Consider the following 12,704-nt stretch of genomic DNA (forward strand, 5'->3'; position numbering starts at 1 on the left):
GCGGCAAGGGAGCGAATCCCCGGGAGCATAGAGAACTATGTGACCGGGGTGAGTGAGTGTAGCCAACAAAGAGGCAACTTGAAAGATGACGGGTATAAGCCCATGATTCGGACGATAACCAAGGAACCGATGCAATGCAGCAATTACAATCCATTATCGAAAGTGCATTTGAAAACCGTGCAACGCTTACTCCAGCAACAATCAACCATGAAATACGGGATGCAGTGACTCAAGTCATCAACCTGCTGGATTGTGGAAAACTTCGCGTTGCAGAGAAAATTGACGGTCAGTGGGTCACTCATCAATGGCTAAAAATGGCGGTACTGCTCTCTTTCCGTATTAATGAAAATCGGATCATCGATGGCACAGAAAGCCGTTATTTCGATAAAGTTCCGATGAAATTCTCTGGCTATGATCAGGCAAGATTTGAAAAAGAGGGCTTTCGCGTAGTTCCTCCTGCGGCAGCACGTCAAGGGGCCTTCATTGCCCGTAACTGCGTACTGATGCCTTCCTATGTCAACATCGGCGCTTATGTTGATGAAGGGACAATGGTAGATACCTGGGCGACTGTCGGCTCCTGTGCCCAAATTGGTAAAAACGTCCATTTATCCGGTGGTGTCGGCATCGGCGGTGTATTGGAACCATTGCAAGCGAACCCAACCATCATTGAAGACAACTGCTTTATTGGCGCCCGTTCTGAAATTGTAGAAGGTGTCATTGTCGAAGAGGGTTCAGTGATTTCAATGGGTGTCTATATCGGTCAAAGCACCAAAATCTATGATCGTGAAACAGGCGAAATCCATTATGGCCGCGTCCCTGCCGGTTCCGTTGTTGTCTCTGGCAACCTCCCATCAAAAGATGGTAGTTACAGCCTGTATTGTGCTGTCATTGTCAAAAAAGTGGATGCCAAAACACGAGGAAAAGTGGGCATTAATGAACTACTCAGATCGATAGATTAAACTTTAAAATAGCGGATAATAAATAAGTCCGCTATTTTTTTGCTTTTTATCATCATTACCGACCTCAGTCAGTGTTATTAATATAGGGAGTTTGAATGCGGACAACGCGCACAACCCGAAACGTACACAGAGTACGTAAGGCACTTGGCGACAATCCGAATTCAAAATGACACATAAAATAACCTACTGGGAAAAATACCCTTAAGGTGGTGCTATGTACGATAACTTAAAGAGTCTGGGGATCACATATCCCGAAGAAATTGACCGCTATAGTCTGCGTCAGGAAGCTAACAACGATATTCTGAAAATCTATTTCCGCAAGGATAAAGGTGAATTCTTTGCTAAAAGCGTGAAATTCAAATATCCACGTCAACGCAAGACGGTAACTGCAAACAATACAGAGCAAGGATACAAAGAGATCAACGAAATTAACACTAACCTGCGTTATGTGATTGAAGAGTTAGATCAAATTTGCAAACGTGACCAAGCAGAAGTCGATTTGAAACACAAAATTCTCGATGATTTGCGTCATCTTGAACACGTTGTTGCCAACAAGATTGCCGAGATTGAAGCCGATCTGGAAAAACTAACCCGTAAATAAAACGGTTCGATTAGTTACACCGCCTATATCTTATTTGGTATAAGCGGTGTATTGAGATTATTCAATTAACTCTCCCCATTGCTTGATCCAAGGCTGAGCAAAAACTTCCGGTTCAGCTTCTTCCACCGCATCCACCATCAAAACTTCACCGATTCTTATCGCCCCTTGTTCTTGTAGCAACTCATCAAAAGTGCGGCCACCACCACAAAAATTCTCGTAACTGCTATCACCCAAGGCGATCACACCATAGCGTAATTCTGGTTGATACCCCAGTTCATCTCGCAAGGCATAGTAAAGAGGCCGGATATTATCGGGCAAATCTCCTTGTCCGGTAGTTGAAGTGATAACTAAAACCATTTGATCAAGATAGGATTGCCACTGTTCCAGCTCTCCTTCTTCAAAGACTTCTACATCATGACCTTGTTGTTCAAGGATCTGCTGTGCTTCTTCTGCAACAGCAAGCGCGTTACCATAAACAGTACCAACAAAAATACCTATCTTTGCCATAATTTATTATCTCTTTTTAAAGGAATTATTTAGTTATCCTCGCTGGCAACAGCAGAAAACTCAACCCTTCCCAAATCAGGGATAATTACCTTTACCAGCTAAGCCGTCGTATCAAATCAAATATTGCCACTATTAAGTTCACTCTGTCATGTAAACAGTATCCCATCAGCACTAATGACTAATCATATATCTGTTAAGCCAATTACGAACAAACGTAGCGATCAATAACTGTGGTTATTCTACATAAAACGGTAACAGGTAATCATCAAAAACATTGTTTTCTGTGACAACCAAGATCAAGTCACAGAAGTGAAGTCATCCTAAATCAAGCTATTTAGCCAATAATAATTCAGTGTTAAAATCATTTTTTTAAACAACTTTAGTTTATGACATTGATATTAATATGAAAAATGACCATATACTTTATTTCAAGATCAACAATAGTATTATCAGATTAATAGAACGGCACAAATAAGCGCTAAATACAGGAAAACCATCACTATGTTTAACAATAGAGCTGTTGTGCTAAGTATACTATTAAGTGCCGCAAATATTACCGGCTCATCTGGCCTGATGATTTGGGTAGATACCGTGCTTAAAGATGGAGGCATGATTTTAAACGCTTATATTCCTGTTTTTTCCTATTTATTGGGGTTATCTCTGGGATGTATGACTGTATCCTTTTTTATTCGAAAAATGAATATTACTTTTTTTGAAAAAAATATTTTTTGCTTCTTCTTATTACTAGCAACCATAAACTGCATTCTCTTTGCAAAAGAAACAACACTTATTCCAGTTTGGCTGGATGCTCCACATAGAATATTATGGGGAGTAATAAGTGGATTTATTGTTATAATGGGAAGAAACATTCTTATAACCGCAGGCAATGAAAAGAAAACGAATAGTGATTTTTCTATTTTAAGCCTGGCGTTATTAAGCCTGCCATTTTTAACTCCCGTTATTTTCTCTCTTTTAGGTTTAAATTCCCATACATCAGCAGACTTTTTTGCTGCTTTTATTTACTCTATTGCTTCAATTATTTATTTCACTGACTTTAAAAATAACAATAATAAAAAACAAAAACACGATATTAAAGACTCTGTTAAAACAACCAATAAATTAGTTATTTTATTTGCCTTTTCCAGTTTAGTTATCATCAATGTTTGCTTTTTTCTATCCTTAATGATTATACCAGCAATGCGAACAAAATATTTTGAACATATTGACATGATTAAAATGTATATCATATTACTGATTATATGGTTTCCCTGTTCAATTGGCATCATGAAAATCATTAAATCTGTACTTTTAACCAAAAGAATCATGATAGGTAATATCATGCAATTATTTTCCCTCGGATTCTGTTTATTTGGCATTATGATAAATTCTGGCATACTCTATTTACTATTCACAATTATGGTATTTTTAGCTAATACTATTATGCAACCTGTTTTTTTCTCTTATTTGGGATTATATTCAAAAAACTCTCTTTATACTTTGGGTATGCAATCAGGTATTTATGTATTTATTACTATGGTCATTCTTTTTTATACTATTTACTCAGGTGTTGGCGTTGAAGAAATCATTGCTGGATTTACAATATTATTAGTTTCTTCAATAGTTATATCGATAATTTTTCTCTTTACTATTAACTCTAAAAAACAATAAAACCAGCGTAATTATTATATTAAAACACTTATGGATCAATGAAGAGACATAATAATAATGGGTATTTCACCAGAATACAAATCAGCCGCACTGACCAATAATACAGCCGTATTTCCTCTTTTAAATAGAAGAAACATTCATAATCTTCAACGAAGCTTTTGCATCATTTTAGACTACAATCAATCAGTGCCTTCAATTATATCATCTAAAAAATTTAAATATTTATATGCTTATAGAAAATATTTATTTTATATCAAATGATGAAGATGGTATAGATATCATACAATTGAAAGATATTCTATTACAAATGGTCAGTTTGGTGATCATAAAGGATAAAAAGCACCCTAAAGTGCTTTTTATACAACCATTAATGACAAACAGTAAAGATACAATAACAATACCCTATACTAGCTTGCTAATACCTTTTTATTTCTAAAATAAGTAGTTAGTAAAGCAAAGAAAGTAAAAAGCATCAGTAATATCCAACTTAAGTTATAACTACCTGTAATATCTCTTAATATCCCTATTAATGGCGCAATAACAATCACAGATACTTGATTAGCAGTCATAGCTAAACCTAAAGCAAATCCCATCCTATCCTTTGGGGCTGTGTCTGCTATATAAGCTACCCAAGGGCCATACCAACCTACTCCAAAGAAACCAAGTAAGATCATTAATGGGAATAAAAAATAATAACTATCAGTTTTAATAGAAAATAAAATAGTGATTCCAATTAAAGAGAAAAATAAGCAACATAATACTTGAAAATATCTATTTGTTTTTGTTCTATCACTCCAAGCAGCTAAGGCTATTCTTCCTAAAACCCCAGAAACAAGAGCTGAGAATAATAAAGTTGCACCTATAGATGGAGAAATTTTTAGTTCTTCATAAAAATAAGAAATTAGATAAATAACCACACTATATTGAATGGCTGTCAAACAAGCCCCAGACAACATAATATTAAACATCGCAGGCTCTTTAACCATTAACATTTTATTTCTGATAGTCGATATAATATTAATGCGCCCTATTTTCTTTGCTCCAGGATCTTTATCTTTATAAAATATAAAAAAAAGTGTAGCCCCAAAAATAGCAATGCATCCACTAGCAAAGAAAGCGAAATGCCAATTAAAACGTATTGCCAAAAATGGTAGGATTAAACTTGCTAAAGCCCCTCCTAGAGGTAATCCTGCTTGTCTAATCCCCATAGCAAAACCTAACTGGCTTTTTGGAAACCAATTAGAAACAGACTTGGCCCCACCTGGTTGCGCAGAACTATACCCAATCCCAAGAATAAATAAGAGTATGAGAATCGCATAATAGTTATCAAAAAATAGGGTAAAACATAGAGTCATTCCAACTAAGAAAACACCTATACTTACCACGTACTTTTCATTAAACCTATCAAGTAATTCTCCAGCTACTAGTAAACCAACTAATGGTGCAAGTTGAGCAGACGATACTAGTAACCCAATTTGGAATGCAGATAACGACATCTGTTGTTGCAATAGTGGAGCGATAGAACCTATCCCTTGAACAAAAAAACACGCACATGCCTGAGTTATCGTAGCTATAAATAACACTGTCCATTTATAATTTTCAATATTTTGATTTATCACGAATTAACTATCCTAGAAGATCTTTATAAAAAACCACTATATGAATATGGAAAAGTAAAGTTATCGGCTTTACTTTGTTCTGTTAAGAATAAAAATTTCTGAATTCCCTTTTGAGAGTTACTTTGGTTAATCGCTTGATAAAGGGAGTTAACGGCATCATAGGCAGGATCCACCCACTCATTAACATTTTTAAAAATATACTTTAATTCATCTTTAATATTAGGAAAGTGAGTGCACCCTAAAATCACTACATCTACATTATCAATCTCTTCTTTTGTCATTGATTTTAGTATTAAACTTTCTATTTCATTGGTTTTTAATAGTATTCCTCTTGATTTCATCTCTGAAAAGTTAACTAGCTCTGTTAAACCTAACTTTTTAAAGATGAACTTATCATAAATTAACTTTTCACATATATTATTAACATATTCACTGTTAATTGTATTAGGTGTAGCAATCAGAAGAACATTTTTTTTTGAAGAGATCTGAAAGGCTTCTAAAATAGGAGGGAGCACTTTAATACAAGGCAATTTTAGTTTTTCTATAAAATTGTTACTCAATAAAGTTGATGCTGTATTACAGGCAATAATTAAACCAATTGGCTTAAATACTTGTACTGCTTGCTCTAACAAATCTTCTATTCTTTCTAGTAGTAAAGTTCTATCCTTATTTCCATAAGGATAGAACTTATTATCAGCAATATAAACGACGTCAGTACCTAAAAAAAAATTCTCTACATATTTAGATACTGATAAACCACCAACTCCCGAATCAAAAATCAATATTCTAGGGGTATCGGTGTTTATTTTTTCTACAGAATCACCATTAGAATTGTAAAATTCTATATTTTTTTTTTCTAAAATAATCGTATCTTCAACTAACATAAAAACCTCTTACGCAATGATAGCTCGACTTTGAACAGATCCTCGCATTCCTCGAGATTTCTTTAAATCAGTTGTAAATACAACTCTTGCTAACCAACGTGCTTTTTCTCCAAAGAAAGGTTCATATGCATCCCTGGCGTGTACACATCTAAAGTTATCAACAAATATACAATCTGAAGTATTTAAAACAATTGACTCCTTATTTTTATTAAAAAAATCAATTACCTTATTGACTGCTTTTATTTCATCTAACGAATTGTTATCTAGGTTCAAAGCAGCAGCATTAATTCTTACATAAGGCTCTTCTTTTGCACCAAATAATATTGCTTGACCTTCTTCATCAACAATATTTGAAGTTGAATGAATTGGATTATGAGAAATATAAAACCTGTCCTGAAAAAGAAGTTCTTTTTCCTTGTCAGTAAGTTCAATACCGTCAATACAAGAAATTGTTGTTGGTGCTCTTTCTTCATTTCGCATACAGACAAGTCCCAAGAATTCAGCTCTTGCTGGGTGAAAGGCATCTTCTACATGAAACCCAAAATCTTTATTTGAACCACTGCTTGAATTAGGGACATTTTGTAATTCTTCGAAAGGGATAATATTATTGTATATACTACCATTTCGTTGGGAGGTAAATCCCATACCTTCTCCCAATAAAGATCCATATAGACCTAATAATATTTTTGCATCATTAATTTTATATCCATCTTCTAATTCTATTAATTTTCTCGGAGTTGGTTGAACACCATTAAGTAAAACAGGGTTATCTTTAACATGAATAGCAGCATATTTCTCATGCCGCTTAAAATGATAAAACTCTTCTCTAATACTACGAGGCAACTCTTGTGCGAAAATTGGGGCTCTTTCTAGAAAGTCATATTGATTATCTAATTTCTCATCAAAAACAATATGATCTATTAAACCTTTAATCACTTTACTTTCATTTTGATCAGGTTTAATTTCCTTAATATATGTCATCTTCCTACTCTAATATAGTTAATTTAATAAAAACCAATTTGGTTCAGGGAATTTATATTTTTTTAGTTTAAAACAAAATTTACTTTACATTTATTTACATTTTTATTATTTCAAAAATTTTATTTTATTCATAAATTTCAAAAATTTAAATTATCATTGTAGAAAAAACATCTTTTTTTCAAATCGAACAAAATATTTACGAAAATAATATTTAAATCCATTTTTTCAAAAAATCATGCATTTTTTATTTAAATACTAACGTAATATTACACTAGGAAACTTTTAATCTAAACAAGGTAGAAACAGAGTGTTTGTTTATTACTCATCGTATTAAAACCAACTATCAATACCTTATCTATATAGGCGCTATTCATGTTGGCCTGTTTTCGTTTGCCGCGAATACTGGCTTTTTTGTTGTTTCCGCACGAAACATATTCAAAGTCAGATCATATACAAGCCAGAATTTCAGCAGTATCATCAGACTGGTTCTTAAATTTACGCCTAACTCAACGCAATAATACTTTGAGCAGATCGTTTCTCTTGTAGCTTTACTAAGCCTCGGCTGACAAGGTATATCCAAGGAAGTCGAAACGGGTGTGTTCATACCCGTCCTTTTGTTTCCCGTCTTTGCACTTTGCAATAGGTAATTCTGGTTTTGTCAGGGTGAAACATTCCATCTACTACGCCAGCAACATACCTATTTACGGATACAAAACAAGACTAGGTTACTACCGTAGAGAGCTTGCTTTGCTTGTAGTACTGGCGGGGTGGAGAGAGTCAACGACGGCTTTCGCTAATTACTATCATACTCCAAATCGGGGATGATACCTTGCCAGCCAAATTGTTGTATTAAATGCTGCCATGATGCATCCCATTTTGCCGTAAACGATAATTTCTCCCCCGTAACAGGGTGATCCAACTCAAGACAACTGGCATGAAGCATCAACCGGTTGGTTTGATAATGAGCGGCAACCCCTCTGTTTTGCCGTAAATCGCCATGCGTTGTATCACCAATAATGGGGTGACGAATATGTGCCATATGGCGTCTTAATTGATGTTTTCGGCCTGTTTTCGGTGTCAATTCCAACAAACTAAAACGTGATGTAGGATAACGACCTATTTCTACCGGACACTCCACCGTTGCCAGTGGCCGGTAATAAGTCACACTGGGTTGAGCTTCTTTATCGCCATCTGCAAATTTATCTGCGATCTTATCCAGCTCCTCAACCAGAGCGTAATCAATAATAGCTGATTCCAACACATAACCGCGCACGACGGCATGATAAGTTTTTTGTAACTGATGATGTTCAAACTGTGGGGAAAGCTGACGGGCAACATCACTGGAAAGCGCCATCAGCAATACACCTGACGTTGGTCTATCCAGACGGTGCACCGGGAAAACATGCTGGCCAATCTGATCACGCAATGTCTGCATAACAAAGAGAGTTTCGTGACGCGCCAACCAACTACGATGAACTAACCACCCCGCTGGCTTGTTAACTGCCACAATATGATCATCCTGATATAATACTTCCAACATATCAGACGTTATCCTGCATAAATAAGCGATCCAACGCACGAAGATGTTCAAGCAGTTGCTGATAACGTCCGGTAGTATCTTCTTTATAAGATTCCTCAAAGTAAGGCACGATAGCAAATGCCGTAGGCAACGCTAATCCCTGCTCCAACAATGCATACATCCTCGGAATTAATACCCACTGTAACCACTCTTCAGCTAACATTGTATCAATGGAAAATGGCTCAATACTTTCAAAAGCTTCTGATTTAGGCGGATGGCTCTGCCACAGGCCAATTTCCCTCATGGCTTCTTCAATTAACTGTAATTTATACAGAATTTGTTTTGTGGTACTCATATTTTCAGCCTGACTCAGTTTTTACTCAAAACAACCAAGTTCGCAAGAATACCATCGATACCCCTTAAGCTGAAAATTTACTTGCCCCACCAAATAAGAGAAGGGAGCGAACAAGCGCTCCCCTTAAGTTGATTTTATAGCAGTCCCGCTAATAATAAGATGCTCCCTGCTCACTCCTTGACAAACTTGTCCTTAGTTTGGCTATCCCTACCCATCATTTTATTTATATTGCATACGATCCTGTTATGCATTGGTGTCATCCTGACCATCATCACTTATCTGTCCTTGAGAAATTGTGCGCAATGATTCCTTTCCTGCTGAGGACAGCATGAATTAATTCGTTCGATGAAACAAGCTACACATAATGAAACCAGTAAGTGAAGATAGTGAATAAAATCTGTGACTATTTATAGCCTATTGAAATAAAATGGAAATAATAAACTAATGTGAAGCTCACAAAAGTAAACAATGATATCTCTTACATGAAGTGTAAGAGATATCTCACAAATACAACGTTAAAAATCCAACCCTAGCGAATAAAGACGGGTTCAACTGCGCCAAGAAACCCAATTAAGTCGGTAAATAACCGCGTTCGTTTATGACTACCAAATTGTTCCAAAATCACTTCACCGCTCAAATTACACAGAGAAATGATCCCCATATCATCTGACTCCATCGTCGCAATAAATGCCGTTGGCGACAGTTTCAGCCGCTTCTGCGTCACCAAATGTCCTATCAGATTTTCCTGTAAACGGATAAAGTCATCTTCACTCCAAACCTGAATCAAACTAAGCCGCTGACCTTCAAACGTTACCGTCATATCACCAGCTAATTGTGATGTATAAAAATCATGAATTGCCGGTTGTAATTGAATATCCAGTGCAACTTCGACGCTATTCAGCTTATCCTCCAAAGGAAAAGGCTGTGGAAGCCAATAAACCATGTTGTCACCAGTCTGGACAATACAAGGTGATGGTACACCATAAAGTTCACGGCTGGCAGGAGGGGCTTCGGTTTCCTTTTGCCACAAATCAACATAACAACGGGTAAAATTAGACAACGCTTCTGTAACATTAAAAATCATATTATTTTCAACCGGTAACTGTTAGGGTGTACTTAATAATTTTATACTAAACCAAAGATAATGAACTGAGCGAATAAATAAAATTCAGACAAACGCCCTAACTTGCTAAACTTAAGCAATCACTAATATCAGATTTTGAGGAATAACATGTCGTTATATCGGGATCACCAAGCTCTTGAGCAACTTACTCTGGGTAAAACCACTTTATATCGTGACCAATATGATGCCAACTTATTGCAAGCTGTACCCCGCAATATGAACCGTGAACCGCTGGAAATTTTCCCTGATAATTTGCCGTTTCATGGCGCTGATATCTGGACGCTATATGAGCTGTCATGGCTGAATAGCCGTGGTTTGCCACAAGTTGCTGTCGGGCGTGTTAGTTTAAATGCAACAAGTAAAAATCTGATTGAATCTAAAAGTTTTAAGCTCTATCTGAACAGTTTTAACCAAACTCGCTTTGAAAACTGGCAAGTCGTTGAAGAAACACTACAGCGCGATCTGGCTGCTTGTGCTGAAGGCAAGGTGGAAGTGACTCTTCATCATTTAGATCATTTCAATAATCAGCCAATCTCCGCTTTTACAGGTGAATGTATTGACGATCAGGATATTGAAGTGACTGAATATGATTTCAATCGTCATTATCTGCAAGATGCAGCACAAGGCCCGTCGATAGAAGAAGTTTTGGTTAGCCATCTGCTGAAATCTAATTGCCTGATCACCCATCAACCTGACTGGGGATCTGTCCAGATTCACTACAAAGGGGCAAAAATCAATCGGGAAGCATTGTTACGCTACCTAATATCATTCCGGCATCACAATGAGTTTCACGAGCAATGTGTCGAACGTATCTTCAACGATTTACAACAGTTATGTGCACCAGAAAAGCTTTCAGTCTACGCTCGTTATACCCGTCGTGGCGGATTAGATATCAACCCGTGGCGCACAAATAGTGCAAGCTTTATTCCAGCTATAGGCAGACTGGCACGTCAATAGATCTGCTTTAAATCTGTTTTCCTAAGCGCAATTTCTGAAAAATAAGCTGAAATAGGGCATGTAATACATTCAGTTTAGTGATATTGATATGTAATCCATACACGGTATACAAGGAGTCATTCTTGATCACACATATCAACCCACTCGGCTCGATGGATTTATTATCTCAACTTGAAGTAGATATGCTAAAGAGTACCGCAAAAAGTGATCTGTATCGCCTGTTCCGTAATTGCTCACTGGCCGTACTCAATTCAGGTAGCCAAACCGATAATAGTAAAGAGCTGCTCTCTAAATACAACGATTTTGAGATTAACGTACTGCGCCGTGAGCGTGGAGTAAAACTGGAACTGGTGGATCCCCCAGAAGACGCATTCGTTGATGGAAAAATTATTCATTCACTACAATCTAACCTGTTCGCAGTGCTGCGGGATATTTTGTTTGTCCATACACAGATTACCGATCCAGGACAACAGAATTATTCCGACTCAGAGAATAGCGCGCACATCACCAACAGAATATTCTCTATTCTGCGCCACGCCAGAGCGCTGCATACCGATGACGATCTCAACATGATCGTCTGTTGGGGAGGCCACTCAATTAGTAAGCAAGAGTATCAATATGGCCGTAAAGTCGGTAATCAGCTTGGGTTACGTGGACTGAATATCTGTACTGGCTGTGGCCCCGGCGCAATGGAAGCACCGATGAAAGGCGCGGCTGTCGGCCATGCCCAACAGAATTATAAAAATAGCCGTTTTATTGGTATCACCGAACCCTCAATCATTGCGGCGGAACCCCCAAATCCATTGGTGAATGAGCTGATTATCATGCCAGACATAGAAAAGCGTCTGGAAGCTTTTGTTCGTATTGCTCATGGTATCGTTATTTTCCCTGGTGGCGTCGGTACAGCGGAAGAATTACTTTATTTGCTAGGCATTCTGATGAACCCGGAAAATCAGGAGCAAGTCCTGCCATTAATTCTTACCGGACCAAAGGAGAGTGAGGACTATTTCCAGGTTCTGGACGAATTTATTGTTCATACCTTGGGCGAAGATATACGACGCTACTATCACATCATCATTGATAATGCGCCCGAAGTTGCCAGAATAATGAAAGAAGCGATGCCATTAGTGAGAGATAGCCGCCACAGTACCGGTGATGCATATAGTTTTAATTGGTCAATGAAGATCAATTATGATTTGCAACAGCCGTTTGAACCATCCCATGAAAACATGGCTGACCTTAATCTCCATTCTGATCAACCATCTGAAAAACTGGCAGCGTCACTGCGCCGGGCTTTTTCCGGGATTGTTGCCGGTAATGTGAAAGAGGTGGGTATTCAAGCGATTGAAAAACAGGGTCCATTCAAAATCCACGGGGATGTTAAAATAATGCGCCATATGGATAAGCTACTGAAAGACTTTGTGGAACAGCATCGAATGAAACTACCGGGAGGCACTGCCTACGAGCCTTGCTACGAAATTATTAAATAAAGTTACCTGAAAAAATATTCGCGCTCCACGGATGGAGCATT

Annotated in this window: 13 protein-coding genes; 5 read left to right on the plus strand and 8 right to left on the minus strand. The window is 37.3% G+C overall.

Annotation, left to right across the window (positions count from 1 at the left end; translation table 11 throughout):
- Positions 1-134 precede the first annotated feature (134 nt).
- Positions 135-959 carry a 2,3,4,5-tetrahydropyridine-2,6-dicarboxylate N-succinyltransferase gene (gene dapD / locus BA1DRAFT_RS16840; RefSeq protein ID WP_036781516.1) on the plus strand — a complete coding sequence of 275 codons (825 nt, stop codon included), beginning with the start codon at positions 135-137 and terminating at the stop codon, positions 957-959.
- Positions 960-1,173: 214 nt separating this feature from the next.
- Complete coding sequence (locus tag BA1DRAFT_RS16845) at positions 1,174-1,560, plus strand: DUF3461 family protein (RefSeq protein ID WP_036781518.1); 387 nt, start codon at positions 1,174-1,176, stop codon at positions 1,558-1,560.
- A gap of 57 nt (positions 1,561-1,617) precedes the next feature.
- On the opposite strand, the gene BA1DRAFT_RS16850 is transcribed toward BA1DRAFT_RS16845, so the two are convergent.
- Positions 1,618-2,067, minus strand: coding sequence for a flavodoxin (locus BA1DRAFT_RS16850; protein ID WP_036781521.1), 450 nt, complete (start codon positions 2,065-2,067; stop codon positions 1,618-1,620).
- 501 nt (positions 2,068-2,568) lie between these two features.
- On the opposite strand from BA1DRAFT_RS16850, the gene BA1DRAFT_RS16855 reads away from it, so the two are divergent.
- On the plus strand, positions 2,569-3,735 hold the full coding sequence (locus BA1DRAFT_RS16855; protein ID WP_036781523.1) for a hypothetical protein: 1,167 nt from the start codon (positions 2,569-2,571) through the stop codon (positions 3,733-3,735).
- Between the two features lie 407 nt (positions 3,736-4,142).
- Here the strand turns inward: BA1DRAFT_RS16855 and BA1DRAFT_RS16860 are convergent, their stop codons facing one another.
- The 7 genes from BA1DRAFT_RS16860 to syd all read right to left on the minus strand — a co-directional run bounded on the left by BA1DRAFT_RS16860 (position 4,143) and on the right by syd (position 10,177).
- The gene (locus tag BA1DRAFT_RS16860) at positions 4,143-5,354 is read right to left on the minus strand and encodes an MFS transporter (RefSeq protein WP_036781526.1); all 1,212 of its coding nucleotides are present in this window, start codon (positions 5,352-5,354) and stop codon (positions 4,143-4,145) included.
- 23 nt (positions 5,355-5,377) lie between these two features.
- Positions 5,378-6,238: a glutamate racemase gene (gene murI / locus BA1DRAFT_RS16865; protein WP_036781528.1), complete on the minus strand. Its 861-nt coding sequence runs from the start codon at positions 6,236-6,238 to the stop codon at positions 5,378-5,380.
- 9 nt (positions 6,239-6,247) lie between these two features.
- The gene (locus tag BA1DRAFT_RS16870) at positions 6,248-7,219 is read right to left on the minus strand and encodes a Fe(II)-2OG oxygenase family protein (protein WP_051560829.1); all 972 of its coding nucleotides are present in this window, start codon (positions 7,217-7,219) and stop codon (positions 6,248-6,250) included.
- A 551-nt stretch (positions 7,220-7,770) separates the two neighbouring features.
- Entirely contained in the window at positions 7,771-7,896 is a 126-nt protein-coding gene (locus BA1DRAFT_RS24400) for a hypothetical protein (RefSeq protein ID WP_268747241.1), read from the minus strand.
- A 116-nt stretch (positions 7,897-8,012) separates the two neighbouring features.
- Complete coding sequence (gene truC, locus BA1DRAFT_RS16875) at positions 8,013-8,759, minus strand: tRNA pseudouridine(65) synthase TruC (RefSeq protein WP_036781530.1); 747 nt, start codon at positions 8,757-8,759, stop codon at positions 8,013-8,015.
- Position 8,760: 1 nt separating this feature from the next.
- Positions 8,761-9,093, minus strand: coding sequence for a YqcC family protein (locus BA1DRAFT_RS16880; protein WP_036781533.1), 333 nt, complete (start codon positions 9,091-9,093; stop codon positions 8,761-8,763).
- Between the two features lie 529 nt (positions 9,094-9,622).
- The gene (syd, locus tag BA1DRAFT_RS16885) at positions 9,623-10,177 is read right to left on the minus strand and encodes a SecY-interacting protein (RefSeq protein ID WP_036781535.1); all 555 of its coding nucleotides are present in this window, start codon (positions 10,175-10,177) and stop codon (positions 9,623-9,625) included.
- A 147-nt stretch (positions 10,178-10,324) separates the two neighbouring features.
- Between syd and queF the strand changes: the two genes are divergently transcribed.
- Positions 10,325-11,173 (plus strand): NADPH-dependent 7-cyano-7-deazaguanine reductase QueF, encoded by an 849-nt coding sequence (gene queF / locus BA1DRAFT_RS16890; RefSeq protein ID WP_036781538.1) that lies wholly within the window; start codon positions 10,325-10,327, stop codon positions 11,171-11,173.
- 122 nt (positions 11,174-11,295) lie between these two features.
- Positions 11,296-12,663 carry a nucleotide 5'-monophosphate nucleosidase PpnN gene (ppnN, locus tag BA1DRAFT_RS16895; protein WP_036781541.1) on the plus strand — a complete coding sequence of 456 codons (1,368 nt, stop codon included), beginning with the start codon at positions 11,296-11,298 and terminating at the stop codon, positions 12,661-12,663.
- Positions 12,664-12,704: the final 41 nt, after the last annotated feature.

Origin of the sequence: Photorhabdus aegyptia, assembly GCF_000612035.1 — a bacterium.
GTDB classification, from domain to species: Bacteria; Pseudomonadota; Gammaproteobacteria; order Enterobacterales; family Enterobacteriaceae; genus Photorhabdus; species Photorhabdus akhurstii.